This is a genomic window from Shimia marina, assembly GCF_001458175.1.
In the GTDB taxonomy this organism is placed as follows: Bacteria; Pseudomonadota; Alphaproteobacteria; order Rhodobacterales; family Rhodobacteraceae; genus Shimia; species Shimia marina.
Genome location: NZ_CYPW01000015.1, coordinates 19,589 through 44,280 on the forward strand (window position 1 = coordinate 19,589; position 24,692 = coordinate 44,280).

Below are 24,692 nucleotides of genomic sequence, written 5' to 3' on the forward strand. Positions count from 1 at the left end.
TGAGTGATGTCCGATCTTCGTGACATGTTCTTTGAGGAATGCGACGACCTGCTAGAGGTTCTGTCGACCGGTCTGGATGATCTCCAGAACGAGACCTCGGATGCGGAAACCATCAATGCGATGTTCCGTTCCGTGCATTCCATCAAAGGCGGCGCCGGGGCTTTTGGCCTTGATCGCCTGATTAAATTTGCCCATGCATTTGAAAATGTGCTGGATGACCTACGCTCTAACAAGTTGGACGTAGACCCCACCATCACCGCTCTTATGTTCTCCGGTTTTGACCACCTGAGCGATTTGGTGGATGCAGCCCGCGAAGACAACGACCTTCCGGATTCTGACGGTGCGGCTGTCCTTGCCGAACTAAAGCAGACAACCCAGAACGCCAACGGTGGATCCGGCGACGACGAAGACGACGCAAACGAAGTTTCCGAGGACGATTTTGTCGCGCTGACATTGGACATTGGTCTGGATCTGGGCGGCGACGATGAAGGTCCGGGCGATCTACTTGGCTTGCCAACTCTGTCGCCTGCTGCCGACGGTGCAACATATTATGTGGTCACCTTCAAAGCTGAGCCGGTACTTTATGCTCGGGGGCACGACCCAGCTCTTCTCTTCCGAGCACTTGGTGAAATGGGGGACTTGACTGTCGCAGCGGATCGCAGCGAGGTTGCTCCTCTAGAGAGCCTGCAAGATGCACCGGCTGCGATCTCATGGACGCTGACGCTGCGTCCGGATGACGGCATAGATGAAAGCGCGATCCGCGAAATTTTTGAGTTTGTGGAAGGTCAATGCTCTTTGACCATCTCCGAAACTGTTGCCGAAGATGAGCCTGAAGCACCAGAGCCAGCTCCGGCGCCCGTAGAGGAAGTCGCAGCAGCTCCTGTAAACACCGCTCCGAAGCCTAAAGCTAAGGCGCCAGCAGCATTGACAAAAACTGAGAAGCAGGAGGCCAAAGGTGGAGACGGCGGAAAAAAGTCGTCTGAGCCGCGCAACAGTACGATCCGTGTCGACCTGAATCGGGTCGACCGCCTGATCAATCTTGTAGGTGAGCTTGTGATCAGCGAAGCCATGCTGCGCCAGTCGATGAATGAACTTCCTGTGTCCGCCAACAGCGCCGTTAGCGAAGCCATCGGACAGCTCAAAACACTTTCCGGAGTACTTCAGGAAAGCGTTATGGCTATTCGTGCCCAACCCGTACGGGGATTGTTTCAGAGAATGAGTCGGATCGTTCGTGAATCTTCCCGTCAGGCAGGTAAAACGTCACGTTTGGTGATGGTGGGAGAAGCCACCGAGGTCGACAAGACGGTCACGGAACGACTTGTTGAGCCTTTGACGCACATGATCCGTAACTCCGTTGACCACGGTCTGGAGAAGGCAGAAGATCGCGTCGCCGCAGGTAAGCCGGAAATGGGAACAATCAAGCTGGAAGCGGCACACCGTTCCGGTCGGGTGGTGATTTCTCTGTCGGATGATGGTGCTGGCGTGAATCGCGTCAAAGTGCGCCAGAAGGCCGAAGAAAAGGGGCTGGTGCGTCCGGAGGATGATCTGACGGATAGCGACATCGATAATCTGTTGTTCCGACCAGGCTTTTCAACGGCTGATGAGATTTCTCAGCTCTCTGGTCGTGGGGTTGGCATGGACGTGGTGCGTTCAGAAATCCAAGCTCTTGGCGGACGTATAAATCTACAGTCTGAACCCGGAAAGGGAACGACAATCACCATATCGTTGCCGCTAACCCTAGCGGTTATGGAGGGCATGCTGATCGAAGTCGCCGGAGAATCTCTGGTGGTCCCCACAGTGGCATTGCGTGAAACACTACAACCGGGACAGGCCAACATACACGATTTCTGTGATGGTGATCGCGGTCTGTCAGTGAACGACTCCATGCTGCCGATTGTGGATCTCGGAGAAGCACTTGGCTTCCGAACGCCCTTGGATGACTTCAACAATCAATCGCTTTTGTTGATTGAGGGTGAGTCCGGGCGGCGCTCTGCGCTTGCTGTGGATGGCATCGTTGAACAACGCGAAGTCGTCATCAAAGGGTTGGAGCAGAACTATCAGTCAATCCCGGGTATCGCGGCCGCCACAATTCTAGGCAACGGCAAGATCGCTTTGATTGTGGATACTGACCAAATGATCCCATCGCCCGGTAACGGCAATCCAGGGCTGCGCAAGGGGTCCGAACTCGCAGAGGTGAACTCTTATGTCTGAACAAGCAACACTCGAGAAGACAGACGATCGGATTGAGATTGTGTCTTTCACAATCGGTGAACAGGCCTTTTGCCTCGACATCGGTCATGTGCTGGAAATTCGCGGCTGGACGAGCACGACCACGCTGCCACATGCCCCAGACTATGTGGTCGGTATGATGAACCTGCGGGGCGCGGTTCTTCCTGTGATCGATCTGTCTATGCGTCTTGGTCTGGGAAAAACCATCCCAGAATCTCGCCATGTGATCATCATCGCACATATCGACGAAAAAAGCGTAGGCTTCCTAGTAGATGCGGTTTCCAACATTATCACCGTCAACACCGAAGAAATGAAACCAACACCGGAGGTTTCCTCGACCAAGACAACGGCGTTTATTCGGGGCGTTTATACGCTTGAAGAAACCATCGTACGGGCGATCGACGTACATCAGATCATGCCTCAAGAAACTTTGTCAGCAGCATGAATCAGATGGCGCAGCATATACTTGAAGAAGGCTCAATCAGTGATGCGGACTTTGCCCGCATTGCCGGGCTGGTGCGGGAGATGATGGGCATAGACCTACAACCGCACAAGCGCACGATGGTTGCATCCCGGCTTTCAAAGCGCTTGCGCGCCACTGGTTATGACACCGTCGATGGTTACATCGACTACATGCTTTCGGCTCAAGGGCAGGATGAGAAAACGCGGTTTGTAAGCGCGTATACAACCAATATGACGCGCTTCAATCGCGAAGGGCATCATTTTGAACAGCTCGCCAACGACATCTTACCTGACCTTATGAACCAGGCCCGTAAAGGCAAACGGGTTCGTATTTGGTCTGCAGGATGTTCCAGCGGTGAGGAGCCTTATGGCTTGGCATTCAACGTATTGGATGCCTGTCCTGAGGCCGGTGATTTGGACGTCAAAATCTTGGCGACCGACATTGATACCGAAATTTTGGCCACTGCCAAACGCGGTGTCTATCCAGCGTCATCCACGGGTACGCTCCCCAACGGTCAGGGAGACAAGTACTTCATGCCTGTGGATAGGTCTGGAGAGCGGCGTTCAGTGAACGACAAAGTGCGTGATCTGATCAGCTTCCGGCGCTTGAATTTGCACGGCGAGTGGCCGTTCACGGGCAAGTTTGACATCATTATGTGTCGCAATGTTGCGATCTACTTTGATGCGCCGACCCAGAGTCGGCTTTGGCAAAGGTTTGGCGAGCAGCTTTGCCAGAACGGACTCCTCTTCATAGGCCATTCCGAGGGGATTGGCCCTGAACATGCCGAACTATTCACAATGGTTGGGCGAGGCGTTTTTTCAACAGACACCTCTCGCGTTGGAAATAATAAATCCAATGCAACTTTGCACATGGGGAACATACAATGAGCTTGAAAGATAAGCTGCATATCCTGGTCGTAGATGACATGTCCACCAGCCGTGGTCTCATTACACAGGCGCTCGATGAAATCGGGATCACCAACTACCGTACAGAAAATGACGGCGCCACTGCATGGCGCAGTCTGGCGTCCAAGCCTGTGCACCTGATTCTGTCAGACTTCAATATGCCCGGCATGGACGGTCTGCAGCTTTTGGAGGGTATTCGTACCAACAAAGCTACCGCTCGCACTGGCTTTATTTTGATAACGGGTCGTGCAGATCCGGATACTATCAACAAGGGTGTGAAGTTGGGTATGAATAACTTCATCAAGAAGCCTTTCCAAACGGCCCAATTGAAAGCTTGTATCGAGAAGGTCGTGGGCCCCCTGTGATGGGGGCACATGAGAGGGATTTCACATGACAACACGCACCACAGCAGATGTCCTTTCCACGATCGCGGAAGACGTGGCGGACTTGGCGTCTATTGCTCATGCTTTGGACAACCTTACTTGCGAGTTGGATTTGTCTGGCATTGACCAAACTAAAATTCGCGATCTGCAGCGGGTTGATGCGCTCTTTCAGCATCTCGACGACATCGCTGTGCTGTTGACCAGCATGTCCAAAATGATTGGTTCCGGGCCTGATTTGAGCGTGAAGGATCTGAAAAACAGTGTGCGGCTGGACTACCTAAAGTCGCGCTTGTGTAGCCGCGACAAAGCCGCAGACATGTCCCCCGACGCGGGCACCGTTAACCTCTTCTGAGCCTAACAACTCATCAGTCAAAACTGGAATGTCAAAATGAACGCCATGACCAAGATCGCAAGCTCCGGGGCAGATACTGCGTCTAACGAGGTGCGCTTCCCCATTGAACAAATTCTAACCTCTGCAACGGATCAACGTGGTGTGATTGGTTTCGCAAGCCCGCGGTTTTGTGAGGTCTCTGGTTTCACAAGTGACGAACTTCTCGGCGCGCCCCATAAACTCGTTCGTCACCCGGACACTCCTAAGGGAGTCTTCTATCTTTTGTGGGATCATTTGAAGGCAGGCAAACCGGTTTGCGCCTATGTCAAAAACAAGACGAAATCTGGCGGTTACTACTGGGTTCTAGCTGTGATCACACATACAGAAAACGGCTATCTATCCGCCCGTATTCGCCCGGGTTCGGAGTTATTTGAGGCAACCAAAGCTGTATATGCGGATCTCTTGAAAGAAGAAGCGTCGGGCATGACACCCGAGCACAGCGCAACGCTCTTGACCGAAAGGCTCCAAGAGATGGGCTACGATGACATTAAGAGCTACGGATACAGCATCTTGAACGAGGAATTTAAACTCCGAAACATTGTTGACGCCGAGCATGTTACATCTTTCGCTTTAATGGATGACTTGGCCGGCCTCGTATGTGATATGCAAAATCTTGTGAACAGTATTGAGCAGGGTTTTGCCCGCGTTCGCGGTGAACCCGTGAACTTGCGGATCCTGGCCGGACGTCTTGAGGGCGCTGGCGCAGCTCTCGGTACTATTTCCCAGAACTACGACGCTATGGCCAAGGAGATGCATGGGCTAGTAGGGCGTTTGCATGATCCTGAATCCGGGGCATTGCGCCAGATGTCTGATGCTGTGGGCCATGGCCGAGCGGCGCTTCAAATGGCACAGTTGCTGAAGCAAGCTAGAAGCGATGCGACAATAGATGCTAGTATGGCTGCAGAAGGTCTGCGTTTACTGGAAGATCACAATGAGAGGCTGCAACAACTCAGCCGCACGCGTTTGATTGAAATCGCATCTGTTGGCAAATCAATCCCAGATATCTGTCGCAGCTTGCGGCGTCGTATTAATGGGCTGGATGTGGTGAAGTTGCTCTGCAAAGTCGAAAGCGGTCGTATGCGTGATGTAGACAGCGGCCTCGACGGTATCATTGCGCGTTTGGAAAACTTTCACGACAACACCGACCGTCATCTTGCAGAGCTTTCGGCCAAATCGTCTCAGATCACACAGAAAGGTGCTTCGCTCTAAATCTTTGTTTTGTACGTCTTGATCCGCTTTTGCGATCGGACAAATCACTGAACGGGAAGACCAGATGATTGTGTTCGCACGATTTCGCACTTTCATGACGAGCCTTGGCATTCAGGCGAAACTAGCCGGAGCCGTGGCGCTGATCGCCATCTTTGCTTTGATTGTTAGCTACAATTTACAAGTGGCGAACAAAAGGGCGTCGCTGGAAGCAGTACTGGTACAGAACTCTGGTTTGATTTCTGATTTGGTGGCAAGCCAGCTCGGTGCGCCTACCAAGTTTTTGGACAGCACACGAGTCTCGGCAATTTACGAATCCGTGTTGGAAGAGGATCCAAGTATTGTCGCGATTGATGTCATACATGTGAGTGAAGGCAACCTGTCTGCCTTCGATGCTACAGAAGGGCGTGCGCCTTCAGTCGCAGCTACAATGGCTGAAGCGCAGGAACTCCTAGAACGAGGAGAGGCACAGGCTTCTTTGATCACTTCCGAAGTGGTGGTTGCGGCTTCCCCGATAAAATCGACAAGCAGCTCCAAACCTGTTGGTTTCTTTCTCATAGCTTGGGATCTGTCCCCTGCGCAGGCCCTAGCGGCGGGAGATGCCTTCAAAAGTTTGATTGTCAGTTCAATCGCAACGGTTTTTGGCATTGGCTTGATGATCCTTCTGATCGGTCGCATGGTCACGCGCCCAGTCCTGCAAATTGGTCGTGAGTTGGAAAGACTCGCAGAACACGACTATCAATCAGAGATTTCATTTATTGAGAGAAAAGATGAGGTCGGCAAAATAGCAACAAGCCTCCTTCATGTTCGCGACCGCCTTACGAAAGACGAAGAAGAACGTGATCTGCGTGCTGCCGAAGATCAAGCACGCATGCGGCTATTTGATCGTTTGGGGGCGGGCCTCGCGGAGATTGCAGGTGGCCGTGTTGATAAACCTATTGATATCAAAGAGTTCTCGAGTCTTGATCAAGACTATCTTCGGGTCTGTGAGGATTTCAACGATGTTCTTGCCAATCTGCAGAGGGTCCTTTCCGGCGCCACGCAAGCAGCAGAATCTGTAAAATCTAGCGCACGAGACATTTCCGACAACATCATAGGTCAGTCCAAACGCTCAGAAGCGCAGGCTGTTACTCTAGAGGAGTCCGCGGCAGCGATTGAAAGCTTGAGTTCTTCCGTGGAGACAACGGCAGAAAACGCCGCAGAGGCCCGCGCGAGGATCATGCAGAACCACAAGCAGGCGCAGGCTGGTGGAGAAGTTGTTGAACTGACAGTTAAGGCTATGCGTAATATTGAAGAGAGCTCTGAGCAAATCGCTGCCATCACTGGCGTGATTGATGATATCGCCTTTCAAACAAACCTTTTGGCTTTGAATGCCGGTGTAGAAGCTGCGCGTGCGGGTGAGGCGGGTCGCGGCTTCGCGGTTGTTGCTTCTGAAGTCCGCGCTCTTGCTCAGCGCGCTTCAGATTCAGCAAGTGAAATCAAAGAGCTCATTATGCGCTCCGGAGAGCAAGTCATACAAGGAAGCGAGTTGGTGAACAAAGCCGGCGCCTCTCTTCAGGAGATTATTACAGGTGTAACGCAAGCTTCGGAACTGGTTGCCCTGATTGCAACGGGATCGCGTGATCAAGCAGACAATCTGCGCGAAATCAAAGAGAGTGTGACCGAGCTTGATCGCGTTACACAACGCAGCGCGGCCATTATCGAAGAATCATCCGCGGCGAGCCGCAATCTCGTCGAAGAAGCTGTAGGCATGGCTGATCTGTTGAAAGTCTTTCAACTAGCGCCAGCGGCTGTTGATGGGCTGGCACCACAAAAATCAGTTAGGCACATTAGATCCGCAACACAGTCTCCGGCAGCAGACATGTGTTCTGTTGTAGCTGACGCGGAACGTACAGCCATCGAGCAGGAGTGGGATGCAGACGCTAAGCAGGACGCAAAGGTCAGTAAGTGCGGCAAAAAGAAATCAGTTGATAAGGGCGTCGCGAAGTGTGCCAGTAATCCCGATCCGCATGCCCGGGCAAAAAAGATAAACACTGATCAAGAGGATGTTCCAGTGGCAAGCATTGAGGCGCACCGACAGACGCAGCTACAACAGAAAAAACGCCCGATCGAACGTGTTGTGGCAGACGAGAATTGGGAGGACTTTTGACATCCAATTTAGTCACGCATCTCATGATGCGATTGTGTCATCTCAACGAAAATCAACCAAAAAACGGAACGCGCTATGAGCCTAAGTGAAGCAGAAGCGATCAAAGGGTACCAAGTTCAAGCTCTTTTGCAGGGTGACGTTAAAGTCTCCAATGACGATCAATTGGTGATGACAACAATTCTCGGATCCTGCGTTGCGGCCTGCATGTGGGATGAATTCGCTGGGGTGGGAGGCATGAACCACTTCCTGCTACCGGGGAATGATGACAGTAGTGCGGGCGCGATGAGTCATGGTGTGCATGCTATGGAGCTTCTCGTGAACGGGCTGATCCAAGCCGGGGCCAGTAGGGATCGGCTGCGTGTTAAGCTTCTTGGTGGCGCAAAAATGTTCAACAGCCGGATCGACATCGGCACAAAAAACGCAGAGTTCGCGACTTGGTTTGTCAGAAACGAAGGCTTTGAACTGGTTGATTGTTGTCTTGGTGGACAACGCGGTCGCAACCTTCGTTTCTGGCCGGTTGGTGGCCGAATTCAACGCCGCTTCATGAAGGACACCCGCATCCTAGAAGAAGATTCCGTCCCCAAACCGGTTGCGCGAAAGCCAAAGATGGACAGCAGCATTGGCGATGTACAATTGTTCTAGTAATGTCAGGCGCCCAATCAGTGATGCTTGTGTCATTTGCGGTTTTAGAACTCCGCCTCTGGAGTGGGCAAAACACAAGGCAAGTCAGAGATTGAAGTTTTCTGCGCAGTTTGTCACTTAGTTGGTATTGTTTGCCAGTAGGGGGCTGCAAGATGGAGGCCATTCTATTCTGGCGACAATCCCAAGTGAAGGGAGCTAAAGCCAGGTTTTGTTGATGCCGCATTAGGCTGGGAAGCTGCCTTTTAGGACTTAGCGCTATGGACGCTTGGTCAATCGTCTGTCGCGTTTCGTGAGGAAGCGGTCATGACAGAAGAATTGGCGGCAATGATTCCGGATAACGGATCTGCATACACATTTGTACTTTAGAGACATTTCAAGTTATCACAAATTGTGGTGAGTATGGGCATGTGCGGATTTGTTGCGATCTTTGCCTACTCAAGTTAACTTTCAATACTACGGCGAGGATATGAAGGGTAAGCGGGTTACAGCGCAGGATGTTGCTGACAGGGCTGGCGTGTCTAGGCATGCGGTGTCGCGATGCTTTCGCGAAGGTACTTATCTTTCTGAGGCAAAGCGTGCCAAAATCGTGGCCGTAGCCAATGAACTTGGGTATCGGCCTAATGCCCTCGCCGCGAGTTTAAAGGGGCAAAATACCAAGCTGATCGGAATTGTTTCTGGAAACCTCTCAAACTTTTACGATGCTCAAATTGTTAGTGGGCTTGTGGAGCGCCTTTCGAGCAATGGAAAGTGGCCTGTGGTTTTAAGTGGAGGGGACGATGATTTGTTACAGTCACATGTTCTGGATGTTTTGGCGTACCCTCTTGAGGCTATGATTTTGCGTGCTGGAAGTCTGGATTCTGCACTGTCGGAGCAGTGCGGTAGATTGGGGATACCCCTGATTTTGTCAGGCGCGCGTCCGGATGATCGTAGCGTCGGCGATTCCGTGTGCTGCGAGAATTCGCTCGGTGTCGGGCTCGCCGTCAAATGTCTGCATGATAGGGGGCGCCGGCGAATTGCCTATGTTGGCGGGCCAAAACACCTCGTTTCCGAAAAGGAGCGTTTCGGTGGGTTCTTGGGCGCTTTGGGGGCGCATGGATTGTCACCGGTGCGCGTGGTGCATAGTGATTTTAGTTTTCCAGGGGGGGAAGGTGCAGCCGAAGAGCTTTTTGGGGCCGGTGTAAGGCCTGATGGCATTTTTTGCTCCAACGATGCCCTTGCTTTGGGGGTGCTTTCTGCTGTCCGCGCGCGCTTTGGGGTTGCCGTGCCGGACGACGTTTCCATCATCGGGTTCGATGATATCCCTATGGCGCAATGGCCGGATTTTCAGCTGACAACTATTGCGAACCCTATTTCTTCAACTGTCGAAGGGGTTATGGAGCTGCTTACGGAACGTCTGGCCAATCCTGAGGCGCCGTCTCGGCATGTTGCAATCAAGCCGGAAATCATCTTGCGAAATACGCACTAGTCTGGGTTGTGAATGCGCGCGCTTGTTGTGCGTAGGATTTTCCATTGCGAAATCGGGCGGTTCTCCGAGGATGCTACCAGTGCAAAGCTGCCAATGGCGGTCTGCAACCCGCTAAACTCGTCTTCTATCTCTGCGATGGGAGCCCCCAGTTCGGGTGACTTTTTTGCGCCGTATGCGACACTTATGTGTGGTGGGAAATCTGGTTGTACGTCCCGCTTGGCGAAAGCTTCTTCGCGTAGGGCCGCAATTGGGGCGGGAAGGCGAACAGGCAGATAAATTGACTGAAAGTAGCGCTCTCCCCAAGCGATCCTGTCAAATCTAAGTGTATCTTCCTGTGTGCAGTTCAGGATCGATGCCTTGTGTTCAATTTCAAGGCAGTCTTCCCAGGTGAGGTCTGAGGCGATGGTGATGTGGGGTTCGAAGCGCGGGCTATCGGCGAGTTCGCTAAGGCGATTTATGTGTTGGCGCAGGCGTTTCGAAACGTCAGGTGGCAGGAGTAGCCACAAAGAAAATAGATCGGCTGAGGTGTTCATGGGGGTTTGAAAAATGCCTAAGAGTCGATATGATCACGTGATCACATGTCGTATTTGCAAAAAAAAATGAAATCAACTTAGATTTTTTGTTGATTTGGATTTTTTAAGAGGCAACAGTGATCACGTGATCACCTGATCATAAATGGAGGGTGCGAGATGTTTCTTTTGGCCGGATCTGGCGTTGGTTCGTGTTCTCAACCTTGGCCTCTGGGGGTGTAGATGGTGGCGTCGCTTTTGCGGGAGGAAGTATCTGACTTGTCATCTCGGTGTCGCGAGCTGGTCGCTATTGCGCATGAAGCAGGTGAGCTCGCTCTTGGTCTGCGTCGAGATTTGAAACGGAGCTCGATTCAGTCAAAGGGTCCGCAGGACTTTGTATCTGATGCGGATCTCGCAACTGAGCGGTTTATTCGCAATCGCATTGCTGAGGTGTTTCCTGAAGAAGCGGTGCTTGGCGAGGAAGGTGGAGCAACCGGTGATGGGGTCGGACTTTGGATTATTGATCCAATTGATGGCACGACCAATTACCTTCACGGCTTGGAGGATTGGGCTGTGTCCATTGCTTTTGCGGATCAAAAGGGCTTGGCGTGTGGTGCTATCGTTGCGCCTGCATTGGGTATTTCGGTCTGGGCTGAGCGTGGGGTCGGTGCATATTGCAAGGAAGGCTCCCTTGTGGTGTCTGGTTGCGGCGAAGCTGCGCATGCATTGCTTCTTTTGGGGCGTTCAGAGCGTGCGGGCCGGAAGTCTTATCTGCGCGGTGTAGAGCGTACTTTGGAATTGGGAATGGAGTACCGTCGTGTTGGTTCCGCCGCGGTGAGTTTGCTTCAGGTGTGTATGGCACGAGCGGAGGGGTACATTGAGGCGCATCTCAATCCTTGGGATGTGGCCGCTGGTCTGCTGGTAGCAAGGGAGGCGGGGGCCATTGTCCATGCGCCTAATTTTGCTGAGCTCGTAGCCCAGGGAGGGCCTGTTTGTGTCGCGGCGCCCGGAGTTTGCCCTGAGGTTGAGCGGGTATTTGACGTCATGATTTCGGGTTAGTGGAGAAGCATGGTGAGCATTACGCAATTATCTATGCCTGAAATGGCGAAGTCTTTGGCCATGAGGTGTCGTTTTGCTGAGGTTTTTAGAAGGGCTGAGAACCGCTTTCTGTGTGGCTGGTTAGGGAGGGCGGGGCTTTTGTATTGAAATTAAAGAAGGTTTTCCACTGCGATGTTTGTCACAAAAACGTTAGCTTTCGTCGCTATACGCTGCCCGTGAACTCGAACGAATAGCTCTCTTCTTAGATGAGAAAAACATGCCTCATGAATTTTATATGCACACGATTGCATGGTTTTTGGTGCCATGTCTTGTCTATGAAGTTTTTGAAGGGGGTGTTTGCTTTCAGAGCGCCGGTTCAAATTCGAAGATGAAATCAAAATAAATTCATGCTCAACGGAGGAATAAACCCTATGAGACCGCTACTTACCGTCAGCCTCATCGCGCTTGGGACCGCGGCATTCGCCGAGTGCCCGGCGATTACAGTTGCCGACACTCAGGGCCTGGAAGGGGCGTACCCAAAGCAGTTTGAGCTCGGCGCTTTTGAAGCGGCAGCGAACTGTGATCTGTCTTTTAGTGAAAACCCGGCGATCGCAGAGTTGAATGCGCGTATCGTAGGCAACCCTGAGCTGCCGTCTGTGGCCGATCGCTTGCCGCAAGAGCCCTTGGTTGTTCTGCCTTTCGCTTCTGTTGGTAAATATGGTGGCGTTATCGATGGTTATTCTAACGCGACTGAGTCAGGTACATCCGATCTTCTGTCTCTGCGTCATGCAAGCCTGACCCGCTTTGACAGCGACCTGCTGACAGTGAAGCCCAATGTCGCAAAATCGTTTGAGTGGAATGACGATTTTACAGCTATCACTTTCACTCTTCGTAAGGGACATAAGTGGTCCGACGGTGCGCCGTTCACTTCTGCGGATGTGGAGTTCTGGCTGGAGAATATGACCAAAGACGAAAACGTCGTTGGCTCCATCAAAGACGTCTGGCAGGCTGGCGGTGAGCCAATGGGCATCGAGATTATCGATGAACAGACCTTCAAGTTCACCTTTGCGGCACCAAACCCGGGCTTTCTGGCCGCGATTTCTCAGTATTATGGTCAGCCTTTCCAGCCCAAGCATTTCCTTGGGCAGTATCATCCGGCCATCAACCAAGACGCTGATAAACTGGCCAAAGAAGCCGGTTTCGAAAACGGCTACGAGGTTATCGCTTTCTACTATGGTGGCTCTGACTGGAAAGACGTGCCGTCCCCATACCTGAAGGACGCCAGTAAAATTGCGTCTTTGCCAGCGGCGGTTGTGCCAACTCTGGAAAGCCACATCGTGGTCGAAGACACAACAGAGACACGTCGCGTTGTTGCGAACCCTTACTATCACGTTGTTGATACCGCGGGTCAGCAGCTGCCATATGTCAATGAGATCTATGAGCAGTATATCCCTGATGCTGAAGTGCGTTTGCTCAAGTTGCTCAACGGTGAAGCAGACTACAAGTCTCAATCTAACCTTCTGCCACAAGCGCCTGCACTGCTCGACGGTCAGGATGGTGGGAACTACACTGTGATCCTGCGTCCTCAGATCACGTTTGAGACCTTCGGTTTCAATCATACTCACGAAGATGAAGAGAAGCGCGCGGTGTTCGCGTCTCAGGATTTCAATCTGGCCATGAGCCACGCGATCAATCGTGATGAGCTGAACGAACTGGCTCAGTTGGGGCTGGGCAAACCTTCGCAGTATATTTCTTTTGATCCTGCACCTGAGTTTGCCACTGAAGAGCAAATTAATTTTGCAACTCAGTTCGATCCTGCCAAGGCATCTGAATTGCTTGATGGACTTGGTCTGGCTGATACCGATGGCGACGGCTATCGTGAACTGCCCTCTGGCGCCAAACTGACCGTCAATATCCAGTTCTCCACTCAGGGGACCTCTGTTGAAACTGTCGAAGCGGTTGCTCAGTACTGGAGCGATGCCGGTATTCAGACCGCGATCAAGGAAGTGACCTCTGATGAATATCGCGCCGCTCAGTCTGCGAACGAACTTGATGTAACTGTATGGCGCAATGGCCGTCCTGCGGCAACAATGCAGGGTAATATTGACCGTCTGGTGGTTCCATTTGGATCCTTCTTCCATCAGCGTAACGGCATGTTGTGGGAACGCTATGAAACCACCAATGGTGCAGAGGGCGTAGAGCCACCAGCATGGGTGGCAGAACTTGCTGAGCTGGCCCGCGAATGGCAGGCCACAACCCCAGGCAGCGACGCATATAACGAGTTGGGTTCCAAGATCATCGATCTGCAACTTGCGAATATGCAATATATCGGCACGGTTCAGACACAGAACCTGGTCTATCGGTCCAACAAGTTGAAGAACTTTGATGAGTTCAAGACTTGGTCCTACGACTACTACCGTGCGCACCCCTACCACCCAGATCAGTGGTGGCTGGACGAATAAGATCCGTACTTAAAGCAATTGCCCGGCCGGTGACCGCTGGCCGGGCTTCTTATTAGGCTGAGGGCTCATGTCAGCGTTTTTACGATACATCACCACACGTTTCTTTGCAGCATTCACCACAATGCTGCTGGTTTCGTTTCTGGTTTTCACCTTGATGGAACTTGTGCCAGGCAACTGTGCCGAACGGTTTCTCGCATATAAAGACACTCAGGGCCTGAAAATCACGGCCGAAGACATCTTGGCGGAAGAAATCCGCATGGGGCTCGACCAGCCTTATGTGATCCGTTGGGCCAATTGGGTGACAGACATCTTCTTGCGGTTTGATTTGGGTGAAAGCTGTTTGTGGCGTGTGGATGTGACACAGCTGATTGGGGATAAACTGCTCATTTCGCTTGGTTTGTCATTTGTTGCTTTGCTGCTGACCTATGCAATTTCTGTACCCGTTGGCATCATCTCTGCGAATTTGCGCGATGGCTGGTTTGACAGCTCTCTGCGTATTTTCAGCTACATGGGACTGGCTCTTCCAAACTTCCTGCTGGCGCTCTGCGTCATGCTGTTTTCGACAATCTACTTTGGCGAAACCATGACGGGTTTGTTCAGTGATGCGTATCGTGACGCCCCTTGGTCATTTGCGAAATTTGCCGACATGATGAGCCGCGCGTGGTTGCCGATCGTTATTTTGGCATGGTCTGCGACGGCCATTCAGATGCAGACAGTGCGGGCTCTGGTCTCTGACGAAAAAGACAAGCTTTATGTGACGGCAGCGCGAGCGAGGGGGCAATCTGGCTGGGGATTATTGTGGAGATACCCCTCCCGCCATGCACTTGGTCCTGTGATCAATTCGGTTGGGTACGATTTGAACCGTATCTTTAATGATCTGCCTATCGTCGCGGCCGTCTTGGTTCTGACGGATGCGGGTGCGTTGTTGTTGGATGCGTTGGCGAAATCCAATGATCAGCAATTGGCTGGAGCCATCATCATGGCATTGACGGCCACCATCGTGATTTTCAACTTTGTGACGGACATCTTCTTGGCCCTCTTTGATCCGCGCGTAAGAAAGGGGTTCTTCTGATGGCACTTTTCTCTAAAGCCCCGGCCGCCGACAAAGATGTCGAGCGCGATGAAAGCTATTATACGGCAGGTCAATACACGCTGATCTGGGAGCGTTTCCGACGCAAACGGTCCGCTGTCGTGGCTTTGGCCATTCTCATTGCGTTCATTCTATGCGGTGTCTTTGCCCCGTTTCTCTCACCTTATGAGCCTAATGCAGCGGGGCGGAACGCGGATTACGTGAATGGAGCTCCGCAAATTCCACAGTTTTGCGATGCAGCGGGGTGCTCTATCCGGCCTTTCATTCATAAAGTGGAGCGCTATCGTGGTGCGGATACCAATTTCCGATGGGTGACCCGCCCGACTGAGGAACGTAACTATGTTGTGTTTTTCCCATCGGGCTGGGACTACAAGTTTCTAGGGCTTTCCATGGATCGCCATCTCTTTGGTGTCGAAGACGGGTTCATGCATGTTTTTGGTACGGATTCTGGTGGTAAGGATATCTTCTCGCGGTTGCTGCACTCCATCGGTGTCAGCCTTGCCGTGGGCACGATTGGGGTTCTGATTTCGTTTGTTCTTGCGCTGGTCATTGGGGGTGCTGCCGGGTATTTCGGAGGCTGGGTTGATACGATCCTGCAAGCGCTCATGGATACGGTGAAAGCTGTGCCAACCATTCCATTGTTTATGGCCATGGCCGCTTTTGTGCCGCAGGAATGGTCCGCGGAGGAGCGTTTCTTTTTTATTTCAATGCTGCTTGGCCTGCTGGGATGGTCCACGCTGGCCCGGCGCATCAGAACCCATGTTCTTGCGGAGCGTAACGCGGAATATGTGCTGGCCGCGCAATTGAGCGGTGCCTCGGCGGCACAGATCATTCGCCGCCATCTTCTGCCCAGTTTTACAAGTTACATCATCGTCGATCTGGTGATCTCCTTCCCCTACATGGTGCTGAGTGAAACTGCGCTGAGCTTTATTGGTTTGGGTTTGAAAGATCCGGTCAACTCTCTTGGTGTCATGCTTCAAAATGTGACACGCGTGGACGTGCTGTTGAACTATCAGTGGTATTTCATCCCTGTGCCATTTTTCATTGGGCTGGTGTTGGCCTTTGTCTTTGTCGGTGATGGCTTGCGTGATGCTGCTGACCCCTATTCGGAGCCGAAATGATGGAAAAGCTGCTTTCTGTTCGTGACCTGAATGTTGCCTTTGAAACCCATGATCGCACCGTCGAAGCGGTTTCTGGCGTGTCATTTGATGTCGCTCCGGGCGAGGTTCTGGGGCTGGTTGGTGAATCCGGTTCCGGCAAGTCGGTGACGGGCCGTTCCTTGATGCGCCTGAACCCAAATTATGCGCGCTTCTCTGAAGGATCATCAATGGTCATCAATTCGGATGGCGGGCCGGTGGATATCCTCTCATTGAAAGGCAATCAGCAGCTCCGCAAAGTGCGTGGTGATCTGATTTCGATGATCTTTCAGGAGCCTATTGCCAGCTTTGCGCCTGCCTTGACCATTGGTAAGCAGATGACCGAACAGCTGATGTTGCATCGCGGCATGAGCTATCCTGAGGCGCGAGAGCTCTCGATCGATATGCTGGATCGGGTTGGCATCACGATGCCGGAAAAACGTATTGATCAATATGCGTTTGAGCTGTCAGGCGGTATGCGCCAGAGGGCCATGATTGCGACGGCTTTGTCCACGCGGCCCAAACTTCTGATTGCGGATGAACCCACAACAGCGCTTGATGTTACCATTCAGGCGCAGGTTCTGAAACTGATGAAAGAGCTGATCGCCGAATTCGGGATGGGTGTTATTTTCATCACTCATGATCTTGCCGTGATTTCAGAAATCGCAGACCGCGTTGCAGTGATGCAGAAAGGAAAAATTCTAGAGCAAGGTACAGTTGATGAGGTGATCCGAGCACCACAACACGCCTATACCAAACGTCTTCTCGCGGCAGTGCCCCGCATTGATGAGAGCATTCTCAACGCTCCGGCCAAACCTGTTAAAACCGAAGGTGACACTGACAAGCCGATCGTGTCGGTGAAAGATCTGACCATCCAATTCTCAATTGGAAAGTCTTTGCTTGGGCGTCACACCTATTTTACGGCGGTGGATAAAGTCTCCTTTGATATTCCCAAAGGCAGCTTTTTTGGATTGGTTGGCGAAAGTGGATCGGGAAAGACCACGGCTGGCCGTTCTATGCTGAAGATCAATAACTTCGCGAGCGGCTCGGTCACTTATGACGATGGGGATGTGCGCTACGATATTGGGTCGTTGAAAAAGGCGGAGCTCAAAGACTACCGCAGCCGCGCGCAGCTTATCTTCCAGGATCCCTACGCTGCACTTTCACCACGTATGACCGTGCGCGATATCATCGCTGAGCCGCTGGAGATGATGAAGTTGACCAAAAACCGGTCTGAGACCAATGAAAGGGTCAAAGAAATCGCCAGACTGTGCAAACTGGATGTAGAGCACTTACGCCGCTTCCCGCATGCCTTCTCAGGCGGGCAGCGTCAGCGGATCGCTATCGCACGCGCGCTCGTTTCACGCCCCAAGTTCATCATTGCGGATGAAGCTGTCGCGGCGCTGGATGTGTCTATTCAAGCTGAGATCCTTGACCTGTTGAAATCATTACAGAAAGAGCTGGGTCTTACGATCCTCTTTATCAGCCATGATCTGGCGGTTGTGGCCAATCTCTGTGACCATACTGTGGTCATGCAGCAGGGTAAGGTGGTTGAAAGTGCGCCAACACCTGAATTGTTTCGAAATCCACAGCGGGATTATACCAAGGCATTGCTGGCTGCTGCCCCAGTGCTGAGAGCTGGATAAAACGATGACTGAAAAAAAACTCAATGTTCTGTTCATCACTGCCGATCAATGGCGGGGAGATTGCCTTGGCCTTGCTGGGCACGGTGTGGTGAAAACGCCGCATACGGATGCCTTGGCCGCAGAAGGCACTGCATTTCTGCAGCACTATTCCGCCGCCGCGCCATGTTCTCCAGCCCGTGCGGCGATGTATACCGGGCTGTGGCAGATGAACAATCGCGGGGTGGCCAATGGCTCCCCTTTGGCGCATCGTTTTGACAATATGGCACGCGCGGCGCGGCGGGCGGGTTATCGGCCAACCCTTTTTGGCTATACGGATATTTCTGCAGATCCGCGCAGCCATGCTCCAGAAGATCCTGCGTTGAAAACCTATGAGGGCATCTTGCCCGGTTTCGAAGTGGAGCAGGAACTTGTGGGCAATGCAGCGCCTTGGCGTCGCTGGCTAAAATCACTGGGCTATGGCCCTGAGGTGACTGAAGACCCCTACCGCCTGACAGCGCAAGAGGGAGAGCGCATTTCAACCGCACCGACGGGCTTTGCGGCGGAGCACAGTCAAACGGCTTATTTGACAGGGCGTTTGATTGAGTGGGTAGAAGAGCAGCCGTCTGATCAGCCATGGTTTGCGCATTTGTCTCTGATCCATCCACATCCCCCATTTGGAGCGCCTGCACCCTACAATACGATGTATGCGCCAGAAGAGGGGGCAGGGTTTGCGGAACAGGAAGAGGAATTGGCCCACCATCCAGTGATCTCGCTCTTGAAACGCAACATTCGGGTCTCTGACTATGTCCCGGGCGCAGAAGCGGCGCTGGACGAGTTGACGGAAGCAGATTTCAGGCGCATTCGGGCGGTCTATTATGGCTTGATCTCCGAGGTGGATGCACAAATCGGCCGTTTGATGGACCGCCTGAAAGAGCTGGGTGTTTGGGACAATACGCTTTTCATCTTAACCTCTGATCATGGTGAGATGATGGGAGATCATGGGCTTTTGGGTAAGGGTGGATTTTTCCCGGAAAGCCAGCATATTCCCTTGGTTATGCGGCTTCCAGGTGCGCCAGCTGGCCAGGTCTGTGAAGGGTTGACGTCGGCTATTGATCTGATGCCTACCTTGCTTGAGTTGTGGGGCGTTGAGCCCAGAAATTCACTGGATGGACGCAGCCTGATGCCGCAACTGCAGAATGCGGGTGCGCCGTCACGGGAGGCTGTGTTCTGGGAGTTTGATTTCCGGTCCAACTGGCCTGCACCTGAGGGCGTCGAGCCGCGCGACTATGCTCGGGGCTCTCACTTGCTTGCACGTCTTGGCGCGGAGGCTTTGCAAGTGCGATGCCCTAATGCGCCTGATCTTCTTTTTGATCGAAGGCAAGATCCGGGCTGTATGCGTAACGTATTGAATGATCAGGATTATATCGATTTGCGCTTGAAAGAAGCTGAGGCTTTGATTGTTGATCGCATGCGCGCCAATGAGCAGACCCTTTGCAATCTGCGCCTGTCCGATAATGGAGCGACGGACCTTTTTGGCACCTAGGGTTCGATCAAAATCAGTTTGAGTCGGCGGTTGTTTTGTGCCGACTCACGGCTCTCAGACGATGGTTTGGAGCGCCTTTCGACCTCTGTTTGATCCGGTAAAGCTACGCGTGGAAAAGACCTTGTTTGGTGTAAAATATCAATCATTATCAAGTGATTGCGTTGGTGAGGCTGGCTGGGATTTTCGGAAATTCTGCAGGTGTAAGGAGTTTTTCTGGACCTGTTAGAGATGGCGTGGCAGAAGGGGTTTGATGGTGCTGCTTTTTGGAGTGGCTGAAAAGGGAACGTGGTGCGAGCGAGAGCTCAAGTCCACGACTGCCCCCGCAACTGTAAGCGGTGAGCGTACTTGAAGAATACCACTGGGCCTCTGCCTGGGAAGGTTCAAGAGCGTGATGACCCGTAAGTCAGGAGACCTGCCATCTCCGGCGCGGTTCCCGCGTCGCAGTCACTCAAACCCAGGCGGGGTGCCTTGGGCAGCAGAGACATCGTGATGGATCCAACTGGGCCGATGACATCGCTGTTCTTTATGGCACGCTGCATGCGCGGAGGGCGCTATGCTGTTGGAACGCACACTTAATACGTTGCAAACACGTACAGAATCCCCAAGACGAGCGGAAGAGCTCGGCACTTTGGGCTATTTGCAGTGGCTGGCTGGATTGCCTCGGAATGTCGGCTATCCGAAAGAAGCGGAGCGGGCTTTGGAGATGGCGGAAGCCTTTGAAGATACCGATCCGGCGGTGCAGGCGTTCTGTGCGCTGCTGCGGGAGTCGCTTCAGAACCCTCTGCAGGTTCTGTCTTTGGATATGCCTGAGCGCAGACGTCGTGGCGGCGCAAAAGCGCGGCGTCGGATGGTGTAATGCGCTGCCCCGGTCGGGGGCGCCGCGCCACATCTGGGGCTGTTTTAACTTTTCTCACGGTCCAAATGGCACGTCGGTATTGCGTCGGTTTCCCGTCGGTATCGCGGAGGTGCTTTTGGGGGCCCGAAAAATCAGCGGGGCGGCGTTAAGACAATTCACGCCGCCTCGCCGAAATGTTTCATTCAGCTGTCAAGCTCTTCGAGCTGGGCCATCGGACCGAGTGCCTTGGGATCAATACGCAGCTCGATGATGGCGGGGCTGTTGGCCGCGCGCGCTTGCGCCAGCGCATCGCGGAATTCCGCGTCTGTTTCTGCAGCCGCGCCAAAGGCACCGTAGCTTTGGGCCAGCTGTGCAAAGTTGGGGTTGAACACAGTGGTGCCGCTGGGCCGTTTGGGGAACTTCTTCTGCTGGTGCAGACGAATGGTGCCATACATGCCGTTGTTGGAGATCAGCACGATCAGATTGGCGCCCTGTTCGCAAGCCACACCAAATTCCTGCATGGTCATCTGAAAACAGCCATCGCCAGCAAGGCAGATGACTTCCTGCTCAGGGCGTTCCAGCTTGGCGGCAACAGCGGCGGGCAGACCGTAGCCCATAGAGCCGCACGTCGGCGCAAGCTGGGTGCCGAAATCGCGATAGCGATAGTAGCGATGGAGCCATGCGGCGTAGTTGCCCGCGCCATTGGTGAGAATGGCATCATCGGGCAGCACCTCGTTGAGGTGGTGGATGACATTTTCCATCTTGAGCGCACCGGGGGTCTCCACCGGCTGTTGCCAGGCTTCGTAGTCGGCGCGGGCTTCGGTCACACGGGCGCTGGGCGCGATGGCAGGCTGATCGGCGACGCGGGCGGCAAGCTGGGCCGCAAACACGCCCGCATCGGCGGCGACGGCATGGGTGGGATGGTAGACCCGCCCCAGTTCATTGGCATCAGCATGCACATGCACAAGTTTCTGCATCGGGGTTGGGGCGGACAGCAGCGTGTAGCCGCTTGTGGTCATTTCGCCCAGACGCGCGCCAAGGCAGAAGATATAATCTGCGTTCCGCACCCGCTCGGCGAGTTGAGGATTGATGCCAATGCCCACATCGCCCACGTAGTTGGCGTGGCGATTGTCCAGATAGTCCTGACAGCGGAAGGTTGCAGCGACGGGCAGATCCAGTTTTTCGGCAAGCGTGCCGACAGCTTGTGCGGCCTCTGTTGTCCAGCGGCCGCCGCCCAGCAGCACCAGAGGGTTCTGCGCGGCTTGCATCAGAGACAGAACCTGATCGACGTCGTCGTCATGGGCCTTGGCAGACGGCAGCGTGGCCGCAGGCGCAACGGTGGCGTCACAGGGGGAGGACAGCATGTCTTCGGGGAGGGCGAGCACAACAGGGCCGGGACGACCGGACATGGCGGTGCGATAGGCGCGTGCGACATATTCGGGGATGCGATCCACACGGTCAATTTCGGCCACCCATTTGGCCAAGGGACCAAACATGGCGCGGTAGTCGACTTCTTGGAAGGCCTCGCGATCCCGTTGATCGCTTGCAACCTGACCAATGAAGAGGATCATTGGCGTGCTGTCCTGAAACGCCACGTGCACGCCGGAGGAGGCATTGGTGGCACCGGGACCACGTGTCACAAAAGCCACGCCGGGTTCCCCGGTGAGTTTGCCGTGGGCATCGGCCATCATCGTGGCGCCACCTTCCTGACGGGTGACGATGTTTTCGATCCCCGCATCATAAAGGCCATCCAATGCGGCCAGAAAGCTCTCGCCGGGCACGCTGAAGACGCGTTTGATGCCTTGTCGTTCCAGTGCGTCTACCAGCACTTTGCCGCCGTGTTTTGAACCTTGCACGGTCATTCCCCTTTTGGTCATTCGCGCGGATGTTATGGCGGGCGTTTGGCGGGTTACAAGAGCTGCGATTTAAAAATGCCCTTGCGGCACTTTGTGAAAAAGAAGGAGCGCGCGACATGCGCCCTCTGCTCCAGACAGACGCCTTGCCATGCGGAATGAGGGCCGCGTTGGAAAGGCGGAAGGTTTTTCCGAAAATTGCGTTGATATTACTTTTGGTTGCGCGATGCGGTGCTGTCATTTTAGAAAAACACATGGACTGAAAGGCCGCGACGTATTGTGTTGGGGCAGCACTGGGGAGATTTTTGAACATGGGTTTGAAATGGGTCACACAGCTGGCTGTGGTGGCGGTATTGCTTTTGCCGACTGCCGGGGTTGCCAGTGATCGAGACAGCGCAAGCGGGCGACACGATGATTACTCCGCCACGATTTGCAATGAATCCGGCTCAAAGATCTATGTGGCCTATGCCTGGCGGGTGAACGACACCGATGAGTATCGGACCCTATTTGGCTGGCGCAATATTGAAACGGGCGATTGCTCCACACTTTTTGAGGGCAATTTTGGCCAGTATTCCAACAGCTATCTTTATTACTATGCGGAAGATGATGATGGGTACTACTGGAGCGGCAACGCAGAGACGGAACTCTGCGTCCCAGAATATAGGTTTGAGCGGGTACTTTATGACGATTATACCTGTGATGATGACGAGGAGCTGGTCGAATTTGGCGTAAAGGAAATCACCTCTGAGCGCCCACATTACACCCTCACTCTGGAGTGAGTACGCGCGCTGATCCGCGAGGATCGGCGCTTTTGCGTTGCAGGATTGCCTGTCAGCCCCCACTTAGTGTCGCAACGCTTTGGTGATCAAGTGAGGGCCTTATGGATACAGATAGTCTGCGCCTCTTTGTGCTTGCGGCGGATAAGCTCAATATCAGTGCGGCAGGACGTAAACTTGGGCTGGCCCCCGCTGTGGCCAGTGCGCGGCTTGCCAAGCTGGAACATGCGCTGGGCGCGGATCTGTTGCATCGCTCCACGCGCAAGGTTTCCCTCTCGCAGCAGGGCGCGGCGTTCTTGCCTTATGCGCGTGAGATGCTGGCGCAGGAGGAGGCCGGTCTGTCAGCGCTGGGGCGGGGAGAGGAGACACCCAAAGGGGTGTTGCGATTCACCGCGCCCAGTACATTTGCGCAGCTCTATATTGCGCCGATCGTGCATAAATTTTTGGCGCGGTATCCGGAGATTACCCTCGATATGCGACTGTCTGATCTGGTGTACGATCTGATTGAGGGCAGTTTTGATCTCGCAATCCGCAATTCTGCGCTTGAGGACACCAGTCTGAAGGGGCGTAAATTGGCGGAGGATCACCGCATCCTCTGTGCGGCTCCCTCATATCTGGAAAGACGCGGCACGCCACAGACGCCGGAGGAACTGGCGGGGCATGATCTGGTTGGCTTTGCCGGGCAGGAGGTGAAACAACTGCGCGGGCGCAACGGGGCTGAGGGGCGGTTTGACCCAGGTCTCGCGCGCAATCGGTTGATTGTGGATGATGGGGCCAGTCACAAGATTGCCACGGTGGCGGGGGCGGGGATTGCCTTCAGCGCGGTGTGGAATGTGCACAAGGAGCTGCAATCTGGCGCGCTGGTGCGGGTGTTGCCGGAGTATGACGTGGACGATGGGGCAGTGCTCTGGCTGATTTACCCCAAGAGCAATGAGCTCTCTGCCAAAGTGCGGGTGTTCATGGATTTCCTGATTGAGGAAATTGGCAAAGCGCCAGCGTGGAAGGCGTAGATGCGGAGAAGGGCGCAGGGAGGATCCCCCCGCGCCCGCCTTGGTTCAGAACCAGCTGACAGTGTCGTCCATGCTGCGGCGGGTCTTGCCAAATTCGGGGTCATTTGCGCGATAGCCGAAGGCCACCATGACCGCAGGTTTGTAGTCTTTGGGATCAATGCCAAAGTTGTCTTTGAGGACGGCGATGGTCTTGTCCATGTCAAAGCCTTCGATCGGGCAGGAGTCGATTCCCATCAGCGCGGCGGTGGTCATCATATTGGCCAGCACGATATAGGCCTGCTTGCCGGACCAGTCGGTGATCTCGCGGTCACTGGTGACTTTGTGGTCGGTCTGCTGAAACTTGCCGTAGGCGTCGGTGAGGAAGGCGATGACCTCTTCGGGGAGCTGCTTCACCTCGCGGTAGAACGTCATGAGGTGGTCGGAGCCTGCGGTCATGGAGGTGGCGGTGTTGGCCAGCAGGATGGCAAAATGGCTGGCAGTGCCGATTTGCCCGTCAGTGCCATTGAAGGCGCCGTTTGCGCCCCAGGCGAAATCGCGGAAGAGGGCGCGTTTCTCGGGGGATTGGATCATCAGGATCTTGAAGGGTTCGTGGCCAAAGGAGGTCGGCGACAGGCGCGCGGCCTCTAAAATGGTGTCAAACTCAGCCGGCGAGATGCTGCGGCTTGGGTCAAACACTTTGCAGGCGTGCCGGAAGTTGAAGGCGTCAAGGATCTGGCTCTGTACGGCGGAGGGGGAGGGAATGTCTTTCATGTCGCTCACTCTGACTAACTGATGCAGCAGACCTAAGTCGGATGCGCGACAGGAGTTAGAGCGCCAAGAGGGGATTCAGAATTCGGGTTTGGCAGATAATGTCGTTGGGGGGGAGGTGGAGAGGCGGAAGTTAGCTTTGCAATTGACCCAGCCCCCTGAAATCGGGCCATTGAGATGTTAGTAATCCGTCCAAGCAAAGGATGGACAATGAAACGCAGATTTTCGGACGAAC

21 protein-coding genes and 1 riboswitch are annotated in these 24,692 nt (G+C 53.8%); of the genes, 18 read left to right on the top strand and 3 right to left on the bottom strand.

Annotated elements, in window-relative coordinates; genetic code table 11:
- Positions 1–6: 6 nt before the first annotated feature.
- From SHM7688_RS07915 to SHM7688_RS07955, 9 genes are all read left to right on the top strand, one after another.
- Entirely contained in the window at positions 7–2,211 is a 2,205-nt protein-coding gene (locus SHM7688_RS07915; RefSeq protein WP_058239405.1) for a chemotaxis protein CheA, read from the top strand.
- Complete coding sequence (locus SHM7688_RS07920) at positions 2,204–2,674, top strand: chemotaxis protein CheW (RefSeq protein WP_058239406.1); 471 nt, start codon at positions 2,204–2,206, stop codon at positions 2,672–2,674. The genes SHM7688_RS07915 and SHM7688_RS07920 overlap by 8 nt, the downstream gene beginning before the upstream one ends.
- Positions 2,675–2,679: 5 nt before the next feature.
- Positions 2,680–3,579 carry a CheR family methyltransferase gene (locus SHM7688_RS07925; protein WP_188128140.1) on the top strand — a complete coding sequence of 300 codons (900 nt, stop codon included), beginning with the start codon at positions 2,680–2,682 and terminating at the stop codon, positions 3,577–3,579.
- A complete protein-coding gene (locus SHM7688_RS07930; protein WP_058239408.1) occupies positions 3,576–3,962 on the top strand; it encodes a response regulator in 387 nt (128 codons plus the stop codon). Before SHM7688_RS07925 ends, SHM7688_RS07930 begins: the two co-directional genes overlap by 4 nt.
- A 25-nt stretch (positions 3,963–3,987) precedes the next feature.
- Positions 3,988–4,332 (top strand): DUF8776 family protein, encoded by a 345-nt coding sequence (locus tag SHM7688_RS07935; RefSeq protein ID WP_058239409.1) that lies wholly within the window; start codon positions 3,988–3,990, stop codon positions 4,330–4,332.
- Between the two features lie 36 nt (positions 4,333–4,368).
- Complete coding sequence (locus SHM7688_RS07940; RefSeq protein WP_058239410.1) at positions 4,369–5,580, top strand: PAS domain-containing protein; 1,212 nt, start codon at positions 4,369–4,371, stop codon at positions 5,578–5,580.
- 64 nt (positions 5,581–5,644) lie between these two features.
- Positions 5,645–7,726 (top strand): methyl-accepting chemotaxis protein, encoded by a 2,082-nt coding sequence (locus tag SHM7688_RS07945; RefSeq protein ID WP_058239411.1) that lies wholly within the window; start codon positions 5,645–5,647, stop codon positions 7,724–7,726.
- 75 nt (positions 7,727–7,801) lie between these two features.
- Complete coding sequence (locus SHM7688_RS07950) at positions 7,802–8,368, top strand: hypothetical protein (RefSeq protein WP_058239412.1); 567 nt, start codon at positions 7,802–7,804, stop codon at positions 8,366–8,368.
- A 415-nt stretch (positions 8,369–8,783) separates the two neighbouring features.
- Complete coding sequence (locus SHM7688_RS07955) at positions 8,784–9,833, top strand: LacI family DNA-binding transcriptional regulator (protein WP_144432524.1); 1,050 nt, start codon at positions 8,784–8,786, stop codon at positions 9,831–9,833.
- Here SHM7688_RS07955 and SHM7688_RS07960 read toward each other — a convergent pair.
- Positions 9,830–10,366: a 2'-5' RNA ligase family protein gene (locus SHM7688_RS07960; protein WP_058239414.1), complete on the bottom strand. Its 537-nt coding sequence runs from the start codon at positions 10,364–10,366 to the stop codon at positions 9,830–9,832. The two genes, SHM7688_RS07955 and SHM7688_RS07960, sit on opposite strands and share 4 nt — an antisense overlap.
- Before the next feature lie 255 nt (positions 10,367–10,621).
- Here SHM7688_RS07960 and SHM7688_RS07965 point away from each other — a divergent pair, with 255 nt between their 5' ends.
- The 7 genes from SHM7688_RS07965 (at position 10,622) to SHM7688_RS07995 (ending at position 20,092) form a co-directional block, all read left to right on the top strand.
- Positions 10,622–11,401 carry an inositol monophosphatase family protein gene (locus tag SHM7688_RS07965; protein WP_158500679.1) on the top strand — a complete coding sequence of 260 codons (780 nt, stop codon included), beginning with the start codon at positions 10,622–10,624 and terminating at the stop codon, positions 11,399–11,401.
- A 410-nt stretch (positions 11,402–11,811) separates the two neighbouring features.
- Positions 11,812–13,842 carry an ABC transporter substrate-binding protein gene (locus tag SHM7688_RS07970; protein ID WP_058239416.1) on the top strand — a complete coding sequence of 677 codons (2,031 nt, stop codon included), beginning with the start codon at positions 11,812–11,814 and terminating at the stop codon, positions 13,840–13,842.
- Between the two features lie 67 nt (positions 13,843–13,909).
- Complete coding sequence (locus SHM7688_RS07975; protein WP_058239417.1) at positions 13,910–14,914, top strand: ABC transporter permease; 1,005 nt, start codon at positions 13,910–13,912, stop codon at positions 14,912–14,914.
- Positions 14,914–16,053: an ABC transporter permease gene (locus SHM7688_RS07980; protein ID WP_058239418.1), complete on the top strand. Its 1,140-nt coding sequence runs from the start codon at positions 14,914–14,916 to the stop codon at positions 16,051–16,053. The genes SHM7688_RS07975 and SHM7688_RS07980 overlap by 1 nt, the downstream gene beginning before the upstream one ends.
- Entirely contained in the window at positions 16,053–17,714 is a 1,662-nt protein-coding gene (locus SHM7688_RS07985; RefSeq protein ID WP_158500680.1) for an ABC transporter ATP-binding protein, read from the top strand. The genes SHM7688_RS07980 and SHM7688_RS07985 overlap by 1 nt, the downstream gene beginning before the upstream one ends.
- A gap of 4 nt (positions 17,715–17,718) precedes the next feature.
- Entirely contained in the window at positions 17,719–19,236 is a 1,518-nt protein-coding gene (locus tag SHM7688_RS07990) for a sulfatase-like hydrolase/transferase (RefSeq protein ID WP_058239420.1), read from the top strand.
- 234 nt (positions 19,237–19,470) lie between these two features.
- A riboswitch (cobalamin riboswitch) is annotated at positions 19,471–19,670 on the top strand.
- A gap of 119 nt (positions 19,671–19,789) precedes the next feature.
- On the top strand, positions 19,790–20,092 hold the full coding sequence (locus SHM7688_RS07995) for a hypothetical protein (protein WP_058239421.1): 303 nt from the start codon (positions 19,790–19,792) through the stop codon (positions 20,090–20,092).
- A gap of 182 nt (positions 20,093–20,274) precedes the next feature.
- On the opposite strand, the gene SHM7688_RS08000 is transcribed toward SHM7688_RS07995, so the two are convergent.
- Positions 20,275–21,933 carry a thiamine pyrophosphate-binding protein gene (locus tag SHM7688_RS08000; protein ID WP_058239422.1) on the bottom strand — a complete coding sequence of 553 codons (1,659 nt, stop codon included), beginning with the start codon at positions 21,931–21,933 and terminating at the stop codon, positions 20,275–20,277.
- 302 nt (positions 21,934–22,235) lie between these two features.
- Between SHM7688_RS08000 and SHM7688_RS08010 the strand changes: the two genes are divergently transcribed.
- Together SHM7688_RS08010 and SHM7688_RS08015 are read left to right on the top strand one after the other, a co-directional pair.
- Positions 22,236–22,703, top strand: a complete 468-nt coding sequence (locus SHM7688_RS08010; RefSeq protein WP_058239424.1) for a DUF1036 domain-containing protein — start codon at positions 22,236–22,238, stop codon at positions 22,701–22,703.
- Positions 22,704–22,804: 101 nt separating this feature from the next.
- Positions 22,805–23,710: a LysR family transcriptional regulator gene (locus tag SHM7688_RS08015; protein ID WP_058239425.1), complete on the top strand. Its 906-nt coding sequence runs from the start codon at positions 22,805–22,807 to the stop codon at positions 23,708–23,710.
- 45 nt (positions 23,711–23,755) lie between these two features.
- On the opposite strand, the gene SHM7688_RS08020 is transcribed toward SHM7688_RS08015, so the two are convergent.
- Positions 23,756–24,460 carry an NAD(P)H-dependent oxidoreductase gene (locus SHM7688_RS08020; protein ID WP_058239426.1) on the bottom strand — a complete coding sequence of 235 codons (705 nt, stop codon included), beginning with the start codon at positions 24,458–24,460 and terminating at the stop codon, positions 23,756–23,758.
- Positions 24,461–24,692: the final 232 nt, after the last annotated feature.

What these genes read in the sequence shown, in the direction of transcription:
- SHM7688_RS07915 (WP_058239405.1), top strand. Translation starts at nt 7, where the DNA reads ATGTCCGATCTTCGTGACATGTTCTTTGAGGAATGCGACGACCTGCTA.
- SHM7688_RS07920 (WP_058239406.1), top strand. Translation starts at nt 2,204, where the DNA reads ATGTCTGAACAAGCAACACTCGAGAAGACAGACGATCGGATTGAGATT.
- SHM7688_RS07925 (WP_188128140.1), top strand. Translation starts at nt 2,680, where the DNA reads ATGGCGCAGCATATACTTGAAGAAGGCTCAATCAGTGATGCGGACTTT.
- SHM7688_RS07930 (WP_058239408.1), top strand. Translation starts at nt 3,576, where the DNA reads ATGAGCTTGAAAGATAAGCTGCATATCCTGGTCGTAGATGACATGTCC.
- SHM7688_RS07935 (WP_058239409.1), top strand. Translation starts at nt 3,988, where the DNA reads ATGACAACACGCACCACAGCAGATGTCCTTTCCACGATCGCGGAAGAC.
- SHM7688_RS07940 (WP_058239410.1), top strand. Translation starts at nt 4,369, where the DNA reads ATGAACGCCATGACCAAGATCGCAAGCTCCGGGGCAGATACTGCGTCT.
- SHM7688_RS07945 (WP_058239411.1), top strand. Translation starts at nt 5,645, where the DNA reads ATGATTGTGTTCGCACGATTTCGCACTTTCATGACGAGCCTTGGCATT.
- SHM7688_RS07950 (WP_058239412.1), top strand. Translation starts at nt 7,802, where the DNA reads ATGAGCCTAAGTGAAGCAGAAGCGATCAAAGGGTACCAAGTTCAAGCT.
- SHM7688_RS07960 (WP_058239414.1), bottom strand. Translation starts at nt 10,366, where the DNA reads ATGAACACCTCAGCCGATCTATTTTCTTTGTGGCTACTCCTGCCACCT.
- SHM7688_RS07970 (WP_058239416.1), top strand. Translation starts at nt 11,812, where the DNA reads ATGAGACCGCTACTTACCGTCAGCCTCATCGCGCTTGGGACCGCGGCA.
- SHM7688_RS07975 (WP_058239417.1), top strand. Translation starts at nt 13,910, where the DNA reads ATGTCAGCGTTTTTACGATACATCACCACACGTTTCTTTGCAGCATTC.
- SHM7688_RS07980 (WP_058239418.1), top strand. Translation starts at nt 14,914, where the DNA reads ATGGCACTTTTCTCTAAAGCCCCGGCCGCCGACAAAGATGTCGAGCGC.
- SHM7688_RS07985 (WP_158500680.1), top strand. Translation starts at nt 16,053, where the DNA reads ATGGAAAAGCTGCTTTCTGTTCGTGACCTGAATGTTGCCTTTGAAACC.
- SHM7688_RS07990 (WP_058239420.1), top strand. Translation starts at nt 17,719, where the DNA reads ATGACTGAAAAAAAACTCAATGTTCTGTTCATCACTGCCGATCAATGG.
- SHM7688_RS07995 (WP_058239421.1), top strand. Translation starts at nt 19,790, where the DNA reads ATGCTGTTGGAACGCACACTTAATACGTTGCAAACACGTACAGAATCC.
- SHM7688_RS08000 (WP_058239422.1), bottom strand. Translation starts at nt 21,933, where the DNA reads ATGACCGTGCAAGGTTCAAAACACGGCGGCAAAGTGCTGGTAGACGCA.
- SHM7688_RS08010 (WP_058239424.1), top strand. Translation starts at nt 22,236, where the DNA reads ATGGGTTTGAAATGGGTCACACAGCTGGCTGTGGTGGCGGTATTGCTT.
- SHM7688_RS08015 (WP_058239425.1), top strand. Translation starts at nt 22,805, where the DNA reads ATGGATACAGATAGTCTGCGCCTCTTTGTGCTTGCGGCGGATAAGCTC.
- SHM7688_RS08020 (WP_058239426.1), bottom strand. Translation starts at nt 24,460, where the DNA reads ATGAAAGACATTCCCTCCCCCTCCGCCGTACAGAGCCAGATCCTTGAC.